The following is an 18878-nucleotide window of genomic DNA, read 5'->3' on the forward strand; positions in this document are numbered from 1 at the left end:
TTCTTATACTATAGGAATCGCGCCAATATTTAAAAATTGTGATGTTTGAGCCGGGTATACCCCGGCGAGTTCGCAATTTTTAAATATGTTCTAAGTGATTACTATTGTATTAGAACCATCGAATTCCCCTACGGAACAAGAACCACACAGCCGCCCCTACTTACGAAGGTCTAGAATAACCTATATTGGGCAAAGCGTCCTTATTTGCTAGCCTTTATAACATTCCCAATCATTTTTAAACTAACTTTTTGTCCATTGTACAATATAAGACCTTTATAAATTCTACCGGACAGCATAATAACGATTAAAGTGAAAAGAAGTAACAGCGAAGTTGTAATAATGCCTTCTCCTAATCCAATTGTACCTGTTAAAATATCCACAGGAATACAAAATGGTGCCGTAAACGGAATGTATCTTGCTACTACGGTTATGGTTTCATTACCCATCATAGGTGAAAGATAAGTAACCAGCCAGCTTATAATAACAGGGAACTGGAAAATAGCCTGTGTAGATGCCGCTTCTTCCGGTTTGGATACCAGACACCCTGTAAGTCCTGCAATAACACAATAGAATAAAAAGCCAATACAGAAAGCTACAATAGTTAAAACTACGGCAGGAAGAGTAAAAGCCGTTTGACCTATATTATCCTTTAAGAAATTAATTACTGAAATTACCGAACTTTCGTATCCCGGATATATGGAATGAGCAACGGTATTTCCAAGGTATAAGCCAGCATAAATTGCAACAAGCCAGGTTACAAATTGTAGAATTGCCATTGCGGAAACGGCTAATACCTTACCTGTTATTAAGGCATATGGGTGTACAGAAGTCAATAAAGTTTCTACCAGCTTTGAAGTCTTTTCTGTAGAAACGGACTTGCTAATGGCCTGGCCATGAAAAATAAGCATCATATACAGCATTAGGCCAAATACCATAGGTGCGACCATCTTGATGATAAAGGTAATTTCATTGGTATCTTCACCAATATCAGCAAAGGAGGTTATTACCGGTTTTAAGGCAGCTGCCAATTGTTCTTCGGTTAAACCTGACTGTAATAATTTATTGGTTTCAAATGCAGCGCTCATTGGTTCTATTAATATTTCTGCCTGGTTTTTTGTAATCACAGAGCCGGCAGGGATAACGATTTCAATGTCATATCCTCCATCGGTGGTGTTAATAATAGCTGCAATGGTTTCTGTTGAATCTGATGCTGCCGTTTTTATTGTATCTTCTCTGGTTTGACCCGTTACCGTCTCAAAAACAATATGTGAATATTGTTCCTGGGTGAAAAACGGATTCATTTCTTTATAATCGGTTGGCTGCAATCCGCTGTTATCTAAGACAAATACTTTACTAATTGGTGAAACTGAGAGTTGCGGTATATCACTTTCCACCGGTTTTGCCGCCAGCACATTGATTAAAACAGATGCCCCTAATATAAGAAGCGCAACTAATGCGGTAACAAGTTTAAAGCCTAGGCCTTTTGTTAATTGACGGAAGGTAAAGCCAAATACTGTATTCCATCCTCTAAAATTATTTTTCATTTTGCCCACCTCCCTAGACTGTTTTTGAAAGATGAATTAATTCTTTCAATTTAATTGTATTACCATTATGAAGTATAAGTGTTTCATAAACTTTTGCAACAAAATGGAACAAAAGCAGTATAAATACAAGTTCTAGAACAATGGCTATACCCATTAATGGTAAAGTGGCTTTTCCAATAAGAATTGCACCAGGCAGTATGAATGGAGAAGACAGCGGGAATAAGAAAGCAAAAACAACAAATGGATTAATTCCTGCGCCTACCAAAGTACCTGATGCACCTAGTCCGATATATACGCCAACCAGGTTTGTAATTGTAAATAAAGTCAAACCTTCATTTAATTCTTCTATTCTGCTTACAGTTGCTCCTGCCAAACCTGCCAAAGTAGCATAGAAAATCATGCCAAGCATAACAAGTATAAAGCATAACAGGATATTTACGATGTTAATATTTTGAAAGATATCTTTTGGTAAAAACTGTTCCAACATGTTGCTGCTATTGCCTGGAGTAACAGCAGAAGTTACCCGGTTAGATATAAATAGAGCAATTACCATGGATGCCATCTGGAACAAAGTTGCAAATAGCATGGCCATTATTTTACCGACCATAAGTGCCAAAGGTTTTACCGTAATTAATAGATATTCTACAACACGAGTGGATTTTTCTGTTACAATACTGGAAGCAATCTGTGTGCTTGATAACATATTTGCCATTAGTACAAAGAATAAGATTCCGTATATGAACCAATATTCAGCCATAGATATAGAAGTATCTTCTTTTAAGATAACATCACCATTCACATCAGCAGCAGAAATGCTTGTTCCGATTTTGGCATTCAGCAAGGCATTTTGTTCCTCTGTAATTCCCAATGCACTAATTCGTAATAATTGAAATTGCTTTGCCAATGCATTACCTAAAGCTTGTATATGTGTCTCTTTCACAGGACCTTTACTTGCTTTTAGAAAGTGCAGCGAGAACATATTCGCATCTTCTGTAATGGTTAAGATAACAGAAGATGTTTCTTTTTCCACTTCTTTGGATAAAGCATCATACTCTTCTGAAGCCGTTTCAAAAAGAATATGGTTCATTTTTTCCTCAGTCAGAAGCTTCGAAAAATCAATGTCCTGAAGGGAAGTACTGTTATAAACGTATACTTTCTTTATGGGGCTTGGTGCATTTACATCTTCGTTGCCACTGTTAAATATTTTATTAACCAGGGGCATGGATATTAAGGAAAGAGTAATCAGTATGATGTAGGAGATGAGAAATGCTTTACTTTTCAAGGTTTGCACCAAAGTAAAAGAAAATACATTCTTCCAGCCGGCTAAATTACTTTTCTTCATTTGCATCCCCTACCTTTTCAATAAATATTTCATGTAATGAAGGTTCACGAAGTTCAAATTTTACAATAGGAATTTGGTCGTTTATTAACTTTGTAAGAAATTCCATTGCCTGATCTTCACTTTTAACCTTCAAGTGATATTCACTAGGTGTTTTGCCTGCTATAGTAAGACCAAAAGAGGAAATATAAGATGCAATATCCACATCACTTTTGACGAATAAGTTTACACGTCCATAACCCTTTTTGATTTCGTTTAAATTACCTTGCAGCACTGCCTTACCACGATTTAAAATTGTAATATCAGAACAGAATTCTTCAATGGTTGGCATCTGGTGGCTGGACATAATCAAATATTTGTCTTTGCTGATTTCTTCTCGAATGATAGCCTTAAATAAGTCTGTATTCACTGGATCTAAACCGCTTAAAGGTTCATCAAGAATAAGCAGTTCAGGATCAGATATTAAGGCAGCCACTAACTGAACTTTTTGTTGGTTACCTTTTGATAATTGATCGGCATGATTGGATTTGGAAGTTTTTCTGCCTTTTATCTTAGGGGGAAATATATATTCAGTCACAGCTAATCTGTCAGCCCAGTATTTTATTCTATCCATAGCAGTGTGTTTTGGTACATTGCGAAGTTTTGCGAAGTATAAAAGTTGATCTAGCAAAGAATATTTTGGATATAAGCCTCTTTCTTCTGCAAGATAACCAACATTGGTACGTACAGGATCTAAAGCTTTTCCCTTCCATAAAACTTCACCGTTATTTTTGGCAAGCATTCCTAAAATAATACGTAGTGTGGTTGTCTTACCGGCGCCGTTTGTTCCAAGGAGAGCATAAACACCCGGCTCGTTTATCTCGAAGCTTAAGTTATCCAAGACAACTTTGTCTCCGTAGCTTTTTGACAAATTATTAACAGTTAATGACATAAAAACCTCGTTTCTGGCACTTTAACGCCTTTTAATTATAATACAATGCGTACCCCGGTACAAATTGCAGGTTGAAAAATATAGCTTTTCAACCTCCCCACTTTCTATTTTCCCAATCTCTAATAAGGAAAATGAGCTTTAAACAAAGCTATGTAATAAATAGTTCTTACACATGCCCCGAGTAAAAATGATTATACCACTATTTTACTTTAGATAAAAGTACTTCCAATAAAATATTTTGTGATTTATCTTCTTCATTTTATATGGTAGAATATAAAAGAAAAAAGGAAACCAAAGTGATTTATGTCGTTGGAAGTGAAACAGAATTGTTGAAAACGACATTTGACTTGGTAGTGTGAAAGAAAAATTAGAATGAAAGGATGCCACAGTTATCTTCTTTCACATAGGTTTGTGGCAGTATCACATATCACTTGTGGTATGCATGGTAAGTTGTATGAAAGATATTGTTGTTATAGGGGTTTCAGGAGGCTCTGCTTCAGGAAAGACAACAGTTGCGAATCGCATAAAAGAAGCATTTAGAGACAGTGTTGAATTATTAAGCCACGATTTTTATTATTTACCTCACGATGAATTGCCTTTTGAAGAAAGAACAAAACTAAACTATGACCATCCCAATGCATTTGATACCGAAAGAATGATTACTGACATTAAGGCATTAAAACAAGGTGATGCAATTGACAGACCGGTTTATTCCTACAAAGAACATACCCGGCTTGCTGAAACCATAAGAGTGAATCCCGCTAAAGTTATAATAGTAGAAGGATTTTTAATTTATGAAAATGCGAATCTTCGTTCCTTAATGGATATTAAGGTATTCGTAGATACGGATGCGGATGAAAGGGTAATTCGCAGAATTGTTAGAGACGTAAATGAACGGGGAAGAAGCTTGGAATCTGTAATAAACCAATACATAAATACCGTAAAGCCAATGCATGAACTATTTGTAGAACCTTATAAAAAATATGCAGACATTATTATACCCCGGGGCGGAAAGAATACTGTGGCGATGGATATGCTGATTCACAGAATTAAAGCTATTTTGGCGGAGTAGTCTGTAGATTGGTTTAAATTACAAACCAGGTTGTATTATAAACAGGATTAAATCACGAAACAGGTCAAAAAACGGATTAGATTATAAATGGGATTAAATCAAAAACTAGATTAAAATAGAAAACGAAATAAATCATAAACTGTTATTTTGAGCGTAGACATTCAGAAAGTTATATTTTAAGTAGGAGAATCTATTATTTACAGGAGAATCTTCTTCTTAAAATATAGCCGTATTAAATTTATGCTCAAGGTAACAGTTTATTTTTTGCTTTGTCGCGTTAAAGCGTTGACTATTTAATGCGTTTAAGTTATAATGAGGTTAATTTGAATTTATGTTGATACAAATTAGGTAATAGTAAAGATATTTATCAATTATTATTTGTGAAAAGAAAAGGGGATAAGTTATGAATAATATTCAATTCTATAGTGGTAAGAATATACCGTTAGAGATGCATAAGGCCAGAATCGTACAAAAAATTAGTTTACTTCCGGTTGAAAAACGATTAAAAGCATTACAGGAGGCCGGTAATAATTTATATATGTTACAAAATTCGGATATATTTTTGGATATGTTGACGGATAGCGGCGTTAATGCTATGAGTGATAATCAGCTTGCAGGTATGATGAATGCAGATGATGCCTATGCCGGATCCAGAACCTTTTACGAACTAAAAGAGAAATTAGCGGAGATATTTGGAATGGATTACTTTCTGCCAACTCATCAGGGAAGGGCTTGTGAAAATATTATCGCAGGTTCCCTTGTAAAAGAAGGGGATATATGTCCAATGAACTATCATTTTACAACAACCAAGGCGCATATAGTTAAAAATGGTGGACGTGTAGTTGAAGTTGTAAAAAAGAGCAGTATCATTACCGACAGCAAGGATCCTTTTAAAGGTGATTTTGATTTAGAAGAATTGGAAAGAGTAATCAAGGAAGCAGGTCCTGAACATATACCCTTTGTACGTGTTGAAGCAGGTACAAATTTAATTGGCGGACAGCCTATTTCTCTTGGAAATATTGAAAAAATACATAAAATCTGTAATGGATATGGTATTACCATGCTATTAGATGCAAGTTTATTACAGGATAATCTCTACTTTATGAAAGTCAGAGAAGACAAATGTAAGAACATGTCCATTCGTGAAATTACAAAGGAGGTTGCTTCTCATTTTGATATCATTTATTTTTCAGCCCGTAAGTTAGGGTTTGCAAGAGGTGGCGGGATTCTTGTCCGTGACAAAAAACTGTGGGATACTATGAAAGAAGCAATTACCCTTTATGAAGGTTTTCTTACCTATGGAGGTATGTCCATTAAAGAGATGGGTGCTATTACTGTAGGGCTTGATGAAACAATGGACTTTGATGTAATATCCCAGGGGCCTTTATTCATAGAATATATGGTTAATGAATTAGACAAACGTGGCATTCCTGTTGTAAAACCAGCAGGTGGACTGGGGTGTCATATTGATGCCATGAAATTTATTCCTAATGTACCGGGTGAACAGTATCCGGCAGCGGCTTTATCCTCAGCGTTATATATTGCAGGAGGTATTCGTTCCATGGAACGGGGAACTTTAAGTGAAGATCGTAACCCTGACGGCTCAGAGCATTTGGCATCTATGGAATTGGTTCGTTGTGCAATGCCAAGAAGAGTATTTACATTAAGTCAAGTGGAATATGCCATAGACCGTACCACTTGGCTATGGGATAATCGTGATTTAATTGGAGGATTAAGATTTACAGAAGAACCTAAAACTTTAAGATTCTTTGTAGGCCGTTTGGAGGCTATAACAGACTGGCAGGAGAAGCTTGCAGATAAATTCCGTAAGGATTTTCCCAATAGTTTATAACATGCAATTAATATAATTATTACTTAATTATTATGTGGCGAGGATTTTCCTCGCCATTTCTAATTTATAATGGTATAATGAAAGGATGAATGAAAAAATATTCAATGACATGTCTCAAGGTATTATATTAGGTTAGTGCTAATAGTGAGGAGAATGAGATAAATAGGAGGTAAGAAAATGGATACGAGAAAGTTAATTGAAATTCTTGGAACAGCAGAGAGTTTGAAAAATAATACCCGCCATTCTTGGACTTCAAATGGAAGACATGAAAGTGTAGCAGAACATAGCTGGAGATTGGCATTGTTTGCTTATTTTTTAAAAGATGAATTTCCTGAAGCGGATATGGATAAAGTAATTAAAATGTGTATATTCCATGATATGGGTGAAGCCTTTACCGGTGATATTCCATCTTTTCATAAGACAGCACAGGATGAAGAAGAGGAAAGCAGACAATTATACAATTGGGTCGATTCTTTGCCAACTCCTTATAATAAAGAACTTAGAGCCTTGTATGAGGAAATGGATGCTTTGGAAACTTTAGAAGCTAAAATATATAAAGCTCTGGATAAATTGGAAGTAATTATTCAGCATAACGAAGCAGATCTTTCTACTTGGATACCCCTTGAATATACCACCAATTTAGATTATGGTAATGGAAATGTAGCCTTTTCGGAATATCTTACAAAACTTCGAAAAGATGTGTATAACGACACAGTACAAAAAATAAACAAATAGCATATCCTTTTTTTGATATTTACTTTTTGTCTAAAAAAGAATATGATGTGTTTGTGTTTATTTTATAAGGTACTAAAGTGCCGGAAACGAGGTTGTTATGTCTCAAAAGAACAAGGATTTGTTAGAAAAATTAGTAGAGGAAAATAATATGGCAGATGAAACAAATTTAAAAGCAAATATTGAAAGTGAGGAAGCAATTGATGCAGCTAAAGAAATCAATTACCAAAAGGTAATGAATTTAATGCAATCAATTCGTTGTATGACTCCTTATAAAGATAAAGTAGATATGTATCTTGAAGCAGCAAAGCAATTTGATGAATTATCTGATTATAAAGATTCTAAGGAGCTTGCCGGGGAATGCTATCGCCTTGCTGAAGCAACAGAGGGAGAAATTAAAGAGCAGGTTTATAAAAATGCTACAGAACTGAAAGAACAGGCGAAACGGGCAGATGAATATAGATTAGCCGCTGAAGAATTTCGTAAAATTGATGGTTATCTGGATGCTAATACTTTGGCGAAAAAATGTGAGGAGTTAAGTACCCGCTTAGAAAAGAAAGCAGGCAGGAGAAAAATAACAAATAATGTGGTAGTTGTGCTTGCAATTATTGCAATCTTCTTTGGAGTTAAGAGTGCCCATACAAAATATTATTTGGCCAATGTGCTGCAGTTAACAGGCTCTTATAATCAGGCAATTAAAGTTTATAAGAGAATTGGAGGATTTAAAGACAGTAAAGAAAAAATGACGGAATGCAGATACCAAAAAGGATTAGAAGCTATGGAAGAGGAAGATTATAAAAATGCTAAAAAAGCTTTTGAAGCTGCAGGAGACTATAAAGACAGTGACCAGAAAAAAGTGGACATGGAGAAACTGTTTATTAAAAATAGTGAAATCGGAGATACCATTAATATCGGTGAAAATAAGTGGAGAATATTAGAAATTCAAGACAATAAGGCTTTACTATTAAAAGATTTAGCAATATCGGGCATGGCGTATAACACTAATTCAGGAGATGTTACTTGGGAACAGTCTACATTACGTAATTGGCTGAATTCAGAATTTTTAGATGAAAATTTCACAAAAGCAGAGAAAGATAATATTATACTTGCTACTGTAAAGAATTCAGATAATCCGGTATATGGAACAAGTGGCGGAAACGACACACAAGATTATATCTATCTTTTTAGTATTGAAGAAATAGAACAATATAATGAACTAATCCCTGACTTAAAAAGTAACAGCTGGCTTCGTTCACCGGGTAACCAGCAAGGCAGTGCAGCTTTCCTATCTGTAAATAGACTTGCGATGAAATATGGTTATGAAGCAACCAGTGAAGAATTCAGAGTAAAGCCTGTAATGTGGTTTAATTTAGATTAACTTATTGCAAATGGGCTGTTGCAAAATGGATAGTGATATCAGATATAGAGAATTAAACGGATATTATAGTCCGTATCTGATATAAGACATTCATTTTACAACAGCCCATTATAATTTTATAATAGCTTGGTATTAAGCCAATGAGGAAAGTACAGAGGCTTTGGTAACAATACCAATCAATTGATTCTTTGAATTGGTAACTGCAAGGGGGTATTTTGCCTCAGCTGCAATTGGTAAAAGGTCCTGAAGATTTACTTCTGCATCGGTAACAGGAATATCCTTTATAATTACATCCTTTAATGAGGCTTCTCCATTTCTTGCTTTTAGCGCACCATCAAGAGTGAGTAAACCAACTAATCCCATGTTTTCACCAACTACATAAACGCTGGAAACGCCATTGGATTTCATTTCTTTCATAGCAACATGGGGCCCGTCACTTTGTTTGACAAATGCAGAAGGAACTGTCATAACATGTTTTACACAAAGTATTTTTGTTTTATCAATGTCTTTTACAAACTCTTCTACATATTCGTTAACAGGCTGTTCCAGTATCTCTTCCGGTGTACCGATTTGTACAATCTTACCGTCTTTCATAATTGCTACACGATCGCCAATTTTGAAAGCCTCATTGATATCATGTGTAATAAAAATAATTGTTTTTTGAACCATCTTATGAATCTTAAGTAACTCAAACTGCATATCTCGTCTTACAATAGGGTCTAAAGCGGAAAATGGTTCATCCATAAGCAGGATATCTGGATTGTTGGTAAGTGCACGTGCTATTCCAACACGCTGGCGCATACCGCCGCTAAGGGAAGATATATTATGATCTGCCCATCCTTCCAGCCCTACCATAGATAGCATTTCTTTTGCTTTGGCCTCTCTTTCTGCCTTAGGAACACCCTTAACTTCTAATCCATATGTTACATTTCCTAAAACAGTCCGGTGGGATATTAAACCAAAATGTTGAAAAACCATGGAAATATGATTCCTTCTATATTCCCGTAATTCATTTTTATTAAATTTACAAATATCTTTTCCATTAAATAAAATTTCTCCGGAAGTTGGCTGATACAGCATATTTAAACAACGAATGATGGTAGATTTGCCGCTTCCCGACAAACCGATTATAACAAACATTTCACCTTTCTTTACATCAAAGGATATATTATCTGTTCCTACTGTTGTACCAAAACGTTTAAATATGTCTTTTTTATTGCTTCCGGATTTTAATAATTTTAATGCATTTCCAATGCCGGAACCAAATATTTTGGTTACGTTTTTTACTTCTATTATATTTTCCATATTCTATTCCTCCAATGTGGGTGCTTTTTTACTAAAGCAGCCTTGGGTTAAACGGTCCATAAGTATGGCAATGATAACGATAGAGATACCGGCAGTAAAGCCTCTGCCGATTTCCAGACGATTAATACCAATCAGTACTTCCTGACCCAGTCCGGCTGCTCCAATCATGGAACATGTTACAACCATAGATACTGCCATCATCATAGTCTGATTTACACCAGTCATTATGGTTGGTAATGCCTGGGGAAGCTTTACCTTTAATAAAAGCTGCATTCTGGTTGAACCGAAGGATTGAGCAGCTTCTACCATTTCTTTATCTACCTGGTTAATGGCATGACAGGTAAGCCGTATAACAGGTGCTATCGCATAAATAATAGTCGCGATAACTGCAGGTACTTTTCCTAATCCAAAGAACATAACTGCTGGAATCAGGTATACAAAGGAAGGCATAGTCTGCATAGCATCAAGGATTGGACGAACAATAGCAAATGCTTTCTTACTTGATGAAAGCAGAATACCTATTGGTAATCCAAACAGTAAAGATATTAAAACGGATACTATTACGATAGCCAGTGTGAGATTCATTAATTCCCAAAGGCCTAATATGCCAATTATTGATAAACTCAATGCATACAATAAACCTTTATGTATTTTCTTACTGGTTTTCCAGCCCAGAAAGAAAACAAGGAGAATTAATAACCACCAGGGTATTATATTGATAATTGCACCGACTCCGTTCAGAAAACCTAAAACGAAGTCTTTTATTACTTTAAAGAATCCTTCAAAATTTTTATTTATTTCGCTGACAACATTATCGATAGATTCATTAATACTAATTTCAAAAATATCAGGAAATTGTGTTAGCCAATTCATATTCATTTCACCTTCCTAATCCAAAGCATTTCTAACAAGTTCGGCCTTATCTTCAGGTAACCATTCTGAAATCAATTCATCATGATTTTTTAAGAACCATTTTGCTGTTTCATCATAATCCGCTTTTTCATCTTGCATATATGCTAAGGCTTCAGCTGTTAATTTACTGGATGTTTTGTATTTTTTCAAAAACTCTGCAAAATCCGGTGTCTTTTCAAGCATATCATTACTTACACATACTGTTACATTAACAGGCGGACAAGCTGTTTTTCCATCTGGATAGGTCTCTGGATCATAGGGAGCGTCTTCTAAAAGTACAAGATCGTATTTACCAGTCAGCCAGGTTGGTTCCCAATAGTAACCAACAACAGGTTCTCCTTTTTCATAAGCCGATGAAAATGCAGCGGCTAAAGGAGAATCAGAACCAGGACGGAAATAATTAAAATCTTTATCCAAACCATAATATTTATATTTGTTATACATAACCTGATCAATTTCCCAACCGGAAATAGCTCCGTATATTCGCCCTCTTGTTACATCCTCTTCGTCAACAAATACATCTTTGTATTTAACAAGATCAGCTACAGTCTTTAAATCAGGAGCCACGGGCTTTATACCTCTTGCCGGGTCGCCCTCAATTACATATCTGGGAACATAGAACCCTTGATTGTTGTCGTCAAAATTAGTTCCTAGTTCCTGATAAGCACCAGAAGCAATATCCTCCGAATAACTGACAACATTGTTGGTCCACATCTCCATAATTACGTCAATGTCGCCTCCTTTTAAAGCCTGAACAGTAAGAGGAGTGGTTGCAGATATTTCTTCTGTTTCATAACCATAAGCATTCACAGCTATAAAGTCAGCTACTGCATTATGAAATTTAATACTATCCCAACCTACATCTGCCAATTTAATTACTGTATTTGAATCTGTTTTGCAACCAACTAAAAAGGATGCACATATCAGCAAAGTAATTCCTATTAAGGTTCCTTTTTTTCTCATTTTATGACCTCACTTTCATTTTTCCGACAACTTAACAATTGACTACAAGTTGTCACTTATACTTATATATAATAATACAAGTTTTTAATTTGTCAACAAAAACAGCCATATTTTTTTAAATATGGCTGCTGGGTAATACATATAAAATGTATATTAATCAATATTTTTTATTAAATCTTGAATTCTCTGAGAGATTCCCATATCCCCTGTAACCACTATAATATCATGAGGTTCAAACACAAAATAAGGTCCAGGTGATAATATAATATCGTCTGAACGTTTTATTGCGACAATGGTTGCTCCGGTATTTTGCCAGAATTTTGTTTCAGTAATAGATTTCTTTAATATAGAAGAATTCTCAGGTATTTCGAATTCTAAGGTGTATAATGGTTTGATGTTTCGAAAACGTTCACTATAGTCAATAATCTGACTAACAATTTCATTGATACGTTTGTCCATGTTGGAGCGTTCTTTTAATAGGGCATTTAGTTCTCGCTTTAGGTTTCTAAAGTCATTTCCAATATTATTTCGTTCAATATATTTTAAAGCATTATCTCTTGATTTAATAATTGCGCCGCTGCTTTGTAATACTTCAATAATTTTCATATCTTGCAGAAGCTGGAATGACCTGCGAATGGTTTCCGGCGAAACATTATATTCACTAGCCATTTTAGAACGTCCGGATATCTTGGTATTCTCTTTTAAATCGCCTCTGGCAATTCGTACAGCAATATCCAATGCTATTTGGGAATAAACCGGTGGTCCAATGTTTTTCAAATGTAATCTCTCCATCCTGTATATTTTGATTGTATTGTACTATTAACATTGGTTTTTTGCAAGGTTTCCTTAAAGTCCATTGTATTACATATAAGAAATCAGCTCCGTTAAAGAGGTTATGTATGTGCTTTTTCATAATAAAAATCTCTTGTTTTCATTTGAAGTATTATGGCATTAAAGAGGTTATATTGTTTTCTAAATTATCTATTTACTATTTATGTGAATATATTTAATAATAATTTGGAAAAAATAATATAAGTATTGCTGTTACGTTAAGGATGGACAAACAACATATAATCATTGAAAGGAGAATTTTATGGATACTGCAATTATTATTGGTATCATTCTGCTTATCACATACTTTGGGTTAATCTATTTTGCTGCACGTGGAGGGAACTTAATGGTAGGTTTCTTTATTATGGCAGTTATCTGGGTTGCACTATGTATAGCCGGTGGCAAATTAACCTGGGCAAATGCTCAGGCCGACATCTTTCAGGGAGGACCGGAGAGTTGGGGTGCTACGGCGGTTAATGTTATATTTGGAAGTTGGTTTGGAAGGGTACTGATTGAAACAGGTATTGCTTCCAAATTAATAAAAAGTGTAACAGAACTAGGCGGAGATAACCCATTGTTTACAACTATTCTGTTATCCATAGTCTCCGGTATTATATTTACCTCTACCTTTGGAGCAGGTGCAGTAGTAGCGATTGGTGTTATTATTCTGCCGATTCTTATGTCTTTGGGAGTTCCCAAACCTCTTGCAGTTACCTCCTACCTTATGAGTGTAGGCAGCGGCATGTACATTAATCAGGTGCTATTTAAGCAAATGCAGGGTATTTTTACAGATATGCTATATGATAAAAACTATTTCATTTTTGGCTTTTTAGCAATGGGTATTCAACTTGTTGTTATAGCAATAATGCTTATATATAATTTACGAAGGAAAAAAAGGCGTAGGAGAGCCTGGGCGGTAAAAACAGGAAAAGCAGGATATTTAGAAGCTGGTGTGCCAACAGTAGCAATGATTACACCCATTATACCTACTGCACTGGCTATATTCTTTAAATGGCAGACAATTCCGGCATTCATTGTAGGTTCTGTTTTTGGTCTTGCTGTTTGCGGTAAATTGCCGAACTTCGGACAGGCTGCCAGAACCATATCAAGAACTTTCTATGACGGAGTTGTGGATGTTGCAAGTTTGTTAGGATTTTTATTTATTCTGCCAATGTTTAATAAAATATCCGGTGTTGCAGCGCCATTTTTTGAAGCAATTCTTGGAGGTATTATGCCAAACTCCACATTGGTACTTTGTATTGTATTTGCGATTATAGCACCTTTTGGATTGTTCCGGGGACCTTTAACGATCTTTGGTGCTGGTGCAGCTACGGTAGGAGTATTGAATGCCATTGGTGGTTTTGCCACTCCATTTCTCTTTACCTTAATGTATGTTCCAACGATTTCCATGAATCTTTCCGTCTGTCCAACTCAGTCCTGGAATCTATGGGCACTAAATTACAGCAAAGTTTCGGTAAAAGAATTTTTGAGAACCGGCGTTATATGGGCATGGATGATTACCATTATTAACACTGCTTTGGTATTCTTATTATTTGGATAGGAGGTATTATGAAGATGCTTTTTCTTCATAACTGAAAGACATTCTTATTAACTATATGGGTGCTGCAAAGAGGAATCAGGTTGAAAGAAAAAAGGTGCTAAGGCACCGGAATCGAGGTTAACATGACAAATAGGAAAATTCGAGTGGGCATAGATGTTGGCGGAACCCATACAAAGGCCGTGGCTGTAGATGATGCAACTTATGAAATTGTAGGAATCGGTTCTGTAAAAACTACACATGAAAGTGGACTAGGTGTTTCGGAAGGTGTGGTAGAGTCTTTTAAAAAATGCCTCAATGATAACAATATATCACCGGAAGAAGTAACTTTTATTGCACATTCCACTACCCAGGCTACCAATGCATTGTTGGAGGGGGATGTAGCGAAAACAGGTATTATCGGAATGGGCAAAGGCGTTATTTTGGGTTTTTTATCCAATATACAAAGTAATGTAAAAGATATAGATTTAGATAATTCCGGAAAAAGAAAGATTATGACTGCTCATCAGTATATGGATCTGAAAAAGTTCAGTAAAGAAGCAGCAGGCAAAGCCATTGATGATCTAAAAGCAGATGGCTGCGGGGTTATAGTTGCCTCGAAAGCTTTTGGTGTGGATGATATTGAAGAAGAGTTAACGGTAAAAGAAGCAGGAAAAGAAAAGGGGATTGAAGTAACAGCCGCTGCGGATATTAGTAAATTATACGGGTTGACAAGAAGAACCCGTACCGCAGTCATTAATGCTTCCATACTTCCTAAAATGTTTGAAACTGCGGACAGTACAGAAGCAGCAGTTAGAAAAGCCGGTATTAAAGCACCTCTTATGATTATGCGGGGTGACGGCGGTGTTATGGATATAGAAGAAATGAGAAAACGTCCGGTATTAACTATGCTATCGGGACCGGCAGCCTCCACAGTGGGAGCACTGATGTATCTTAGAGTTTCTAACGGAATATTCTTTGAGGTTGGCGGAACCAGTACAGATATCGGAGTTATAAAGAATGGACGGCCTATGATTGACTATTCCGTTGTAGGAGGCCAAAGTACTTTGATTCATTCTCTGGACGTACATGTATCCGGTGTTGCAGGGGGTTCCATGGTTCGTGCTGACAATAACAGGATTATTCACGTAGGTCCTCGTTCTGCTCATATTGCTAATCTACCTTATTCCGCATTTACAGATCCTTCGAAGATTGTTAATCCCAAAGTTGTAAGAATACAGCCATTACAAGGCGATCCGGAGGATTATATTGCCATTGAATGTGATGGTGGATTTCGGTGTACTATAACTGTAACTTGTGCTGCTACCGCTTTAGAAATTGTTAAACCCGGAGATTTTTCCTATGGTAATCCGGAATCCAGTAAAAAGGCAATAGAAGCATTAGCAAAAGAATTAAAAATGTCTGTTGAGGAATGTGCCACGGTCATATTAGATAATGCAGCAGATACCTGTATTGCAGTAATTGAAGAATTGGCAGATAAATATAAAGTAGAACGGGATCAGATTACCCTTATCGGAGGAGGGGGCGGTGCGACTGCTTTGTTACCATTTACAGCCAATAAAATGAATCTGCCATACCAAATTGCAAAGAATGCAGAGGTTATCTCCTCTATCGGAGTAGCCCTTGCCCTGGTAAGAGATGTAGTGGAACGTGTGATACCAAGTCCAACCCCTCAGGATCTTGCTGAAATACGTACCGAAGTAACGGATATGGCGATTAAATCCGGTGCAATGGCAGAAAGTATAGAGATACAGATTGAGATTGATTCACAAACCTCCAAAGTACGTGCTATTGCAACAGGCTCCACTGAAATTCAAACCCAAGATCTTGCGAAGAAAGCTACGATGGAGGAAGCAACCAAAATTGCAGCAGATTCTATGCGTGTAGAATCAAATCAAGTAAATTGTATTGTACAAAATGAAAACTTTTATGTATTTAGTTCTCAAAAGGGAAGAAAGCAAGAAATTCGTGTTGTAGACAAAAAAGGTATTATAAAAATTCAAAGAAGCGATGGCAGTGCGGTTGAATCCACAACCGGAGGTGTTAGGTCAGTTGTAGACAAGATGTGGGAAGAACTGTCGGTTTATAAATCTGACATTAAGATTACACCGGACTTTTATCTATGTATTGGCGCTAAAGTTATAGATTATGAAGGAATGTCAGGTTTAGATCAACTTCATATGGTTATGGATTCAGAATTAATGACACGGGCATCCGGTGATAGTGTTATTTTAATTGGGGCTAAAAATGACATGTAACAGAATGACATGTAGCAGAATGACATGTAACAGAATGACATGTAACAGAATGATCTGTAAAAAAATGATATGTGACAGGATGGTCCGTAAAAGAATGATTTGTAAAATGATGATATGTAATAGAGTAAAAAACAGCACTATAAGAATAAAAAACAGTACTTCAGGAATAAAAAATAAACCTTAGATTGTGGAGATAATGTTAATATGGATAGTACAGTGTATTACCTGGAGATTAAAAAAGAAATAGAGGAATTATTAAAACTACAAGATAAATATTTTGCAATATATCAAGTATATACAGATCCTATCCAAGGAAAAATCACAGCTGAGATTAGAAATACTATTATAGAACAATCTTTAATCTGTGGATTGGAGGAAGCGGATAAGCTTCTTGGTAAGCTGAAAAAACAGAAATTACCGATGGATATCTGCCAGTTAATACAAGAATTTAGAATTCGTATAAAGGAAGAAGAAAGGGATAATTCTTTGAATTATATTTACTTTGGGGCATTTGAAGAACCTGGAACAATAACATTATATACTGATAATATCAGAAAGGGCGAAGAACTGATTCGGGAATATAAAATAAAAGAATTATTAAATATTAATCTAAAAGAAGTGATTCTTGCCCATGAACTATTTCACTATATCGAGACCAGGAACAAAAAGCTATTTGTTAATCAGTACCGTATAAAACTATGGAAATTAGGACCCTATACACATACCTCCTTACTTTCTTGTACCAGTGAAATTGCTAGCATGGCATTTGCCAAAAGATTGCTTAATTTAAACTTCTGTCCTAATGTACTGGATGTCCTACTGCTTTATCCCCATGACAGGAATGAAGCAAAGCATATATATAAGCAGATAATGGATAGCAGGGTAATAGATAGTGGAGTAAGTGCTAACAGCATCTCATGAGTTAGTTGGCATGAATTAAGCTTAAGATAATTTAAGTCTAAAGAGATAAAAATATAAGAGAGGTTGTATGTACAGGAGATTTTTATTGGAACTTAATTAAAAATCTCCTGTTTAAAATATATTATTATATATATTACTGATTATCTAATTCTTTTGAAATCGTTGTAATAATATCCCCTGTAAGATCCTGAGTCTGCTCCCAATACATCATGCCGCCTAAGTTCAGTTTCTTTACAGTATCTGCTTTGTACTTAATTGCTTCTAAATCTTCATAAGTGATCCAAATATCACCATTATACAGATAGGCAGCCTTTGAGATATCATCCCAGTACCTGGTATAACCATTTTTAGAAATATAATTTTCTTTTAAACTATTATAGGTGAAATCCGATTCCTCAAGAGGAATAGCGGCTTTGGCAGACTGGAACAATCCATGATCCTCAGAGCTAACACCTTTCCATCCATATCCGTAAGCAGGGATACCCAGGACTAATTTTTCAGGTTCACAAAACTTAAGATATTCTTTAATGCCCTGATACGTATTCAGATGATTAGGTGCTTCTTTATGATTCATTAAATTACTTTGATGTCCGGTTACCTGGGACCAGGTCCCCGTGTAATCATATCCCATGAGATTAATATAATCCACAACATTACGTACTCCTTTTATACCAAATATTTCTACTGCCCAATCACTTATAGGTGCCGCAAATGATAAAGTATACTTTTTATTATTGGATTTAGAAAGCTCATTGAATTTAGAGCGTATTTCTTTCATTAAAAGTATAAAGTTTTCAGTATCCTCGGGACGTGCTTTAATTAGACCTGAATTGCTTAATGTAGGATATTCCCAGTCAATATCAACACCATCCAGACCGTAAGCTTCCAGATGGGAAACAATACTGTCAATAAAAACAGTACGGGTTTCCTTTGTGAAAGCCATATCAGAAAAGCCCTCTGCCCCCCAGCCTCCGATAGCCAGATTAATCTTAAGATTCGGATAACTTTGCCTCAAGGTGTCTAATTCTTTTGGGAGATCTAATTCCTTAATGGGATTTAATTGAACGGTGGAATCCGACGCTATTTCTCCAAAAGAAATATTAATATCAGTTAATAGGTCTCCAGGCACATCTTCAGCATGCCAGACTTTATAAATAGGTAAATAAGCAGCTTTCACAAATTCCAGGGGCTTGTTTTTTACCTGCACTAATTTAAATACTGTCCATGCTGTAATACCTATAGCCGTACATAAAAGAATTATTGCTGCATTTTTTTTAAACAT

The 18878-nt window shown here is 35.8% G+C and carries 15 protein-coding genes; 7 read left to right on the forward strand and 8 right to left on the reverse strand.

Annotated elements, in window-relative coordinates; translation table 11 throughout:
- Positions 1 to 200: 200 nt before the first annotated feature.
- From RT261_RS19670 to RT261_RS19680, 3 genes are read right to left on the reverse strand one after another with little or no spacing between them, the layout of a single operon-like run.
- Positions 201 to 1544, reverse strand: coding sequence for an ABC transporter permease (locus tag RT261_RS19670; protein ID WP_313134838.1), 1344 nt, complete (start codon positions 1542 to 1544; stop codon positions 201 to 203).
- A 13-nt stretch (positions 1545 to 1557) separates the two neighbouring features.
- Entirely contained in the window at positions 1558 to 2886 is a 1329-nt protein-coding gene (locus RT261_RS19675; RefSeq protein WP_313134839.1) for an ABC transporter permease, read from the reverse strand.
- A complete protein-coding gene (locus tag RT261_RS19680; protein WP_313134840.1) occupies positions 2873 to 3814 on the reverse strand; it encodes an ABC transporter ATP-binding protein in 942 nt (313 codons plus the stop codon). The genes RT261_RS19675 and RT261_RS19680 overlap by 14 nt, the downstream gene beginning before the upstream one ends.
- Positions 3815 to 4268: 454 nt before the next feature.
- Here RT261_RS19680 and udk point away from each other — a divergent pair, with 454 nt between their 5' ends.
- From udk to RT261_RS19700, 4 genes are all read left to right on the forward strand, one after another.
- A complete protein-coding gene (gene udk / locus RT261_RS19685) occupies positions 4269 to 4886 on the forward strand; it encodes a uridine kinase (protein WP_313134841.1) in 618 nt (205 codons plus the stop codon).
- A 403-nt stretch (positions 4887 to 5289) separates the two neighbouring features.
- On the forward strand, positions 5290 to 6738 hold the full coding sequence (locus RT261_RS19690) for a tryptophanase (RefSeq protein ID WP_313134842.1): 1449 nt from the start codon (positions 5290 to 5292) through the stop codon (positions 6736 to 6738).
- Positions 6739 to 6915: 177 nt separating this feature from the next.
- Positions 6916 to 7473, forward strand: a complete 558-nt coding sequence (locus tag RT261_RS19695) for an HD domain-containing protein (RefSeq protein ID WP_313134843.1) — start codon at positions 6916 to 6918, stop codon at positions 7471 to 7473.
- Positions 7474 to 7570: 97 nt separating this feature from the next.
- Entirely contained in the window at positions 7571 to 8848 is a 1278-nt protein-coding gene (locus RT261_RS19700; protein WP_313134844.1) for a DUF6273 domain-containing protein, read from the forward strand.
- Positions 8849 to 8980: 132 nt separating this feature from the next.
- Here the strand turns inward: RT261_RS19700 and RT261_RS19705 are convergent, their stop codons facing one another.
- From RT261_RS19705 to RT261_RS19720, 4 genes are all read right to left on the reverse strand, one after another.
- Positions 8981 to 10153, reverse strand: a complete 1173-nt coding sequence (locus RT261_RS19705; protein WP_313134845.1) for a quaternary amine ABC transporter ATP-binding protein — start codon at positions 10151 to 10153, stop codon at positions 8981 to 8983.
- Between the two features lie 3 nt (positions 10154 to 10156).
- Positions 10157 to 11026 carry an ABC transporter permease gene (locus RT261_RS19710; protein WP_313134846.1) on the reverse strand — a complete coding sequence of 290 codons (870 nt, stop codon included), beginning with the start codon at positions 11024 to 11026 and terminating at the stop codon, positions 10157 to 10159.
- A 15-nt stretch (positions 11027 to 11041) separates the two neighbouring features.
- On the reverse strand, positions 11042 to 12028 hold the full coding sequence (locus RT261_RS19715; protein WP_313134847.1) for an ABC transporter substrate-binding protein: 987 nt from the start codon (positions 12026 to 12028) through the stop codon (positions 11042 to 11044).
- A 153-nt stretch (positions 12029 to 12181) separates the two neighbouring features.
- Positions 12182 to 12805: a TrkA C-terminal domain-containing protein gene (locus RT261_RS19720; protein ID WP_313134849.1), complete on the reverse strand. Its 624-nt coding sequence runs from the start codon at positions 12803 to 12805 to the stop codon at positions 12182 to 12184.
- 316 nt (positions 12806 to 13121) lie between these two features.
- On the opposite strand from RT261_RS19720, the gene RT261_RS19725 reads away from it, so the two are divergent.
- The 3 genes from RT261_RS19725 to RT261_RS19735 all read left to right on the forward strand — a co-directional run bounded on the left by RT261_RS19725 (position 13122) and on the right by RT261_RS19735 (position 17596).
- Entirely contained in the window at positions 13122 to 14420 is a 1299-nt protein-coding gene (locus RT261_RS19725; RefSeq protein ID WP_313134850.1) for a citrate transporter, read from the forward strand.
- A gap of 122 nt (positions 14421 to 14542) precedes the next feature.
- Positions 14543 to 16675 (forward strand): hydantoinase/oxoprolinase family protein, encoded by a 2133-nt coding sequence (locus RT261_RS19730; RefSeq protein ID WP_313134851.1) that lies wholly within the window; start codon positions 14543 to 14545, stop codon positions 16673 to 16675.
- A 204-nt stretch (positions 16676 to 16879) separates the two neighbouring features.
- Positions 16880 to 17596 carry a hypothetical protein gene (locus RT261_RS19735; protein ID WP_313134852.1) on the forward strand — a complete coding sequence of 239 codons (717 nt, stop codon included), beginning with the start codon at positions 16880 to 16882 and terminating at the stop codon, positions 17594 to 17596.
- A gap of 133 nt (positions 17597 to 17729) precedes the next feature.
- Here the strand turns inward: RT261_RS19735 and RT261_RS19740 are convergent, their stop codons facing one another.
- On the reverse strand, positions 17730 to 18878 hold the full coding sequence (locus tag RT261_RS19740; RefSeq protein WP_313134853.1) for a glycoside hydrolase family 18 protein: 1149 nt from the start codon (positions 18876 to 18878) through the stop codon (positions 17730 to 17732).

Source organism: Anaerocolumna sp. (assembly GCF_032079385.1).
Taxonomy (GTDB): Bacteria; Bacillota; Clostridia; order Lachnospirales; family Lachnospiraceae; genus Anaerocolumna.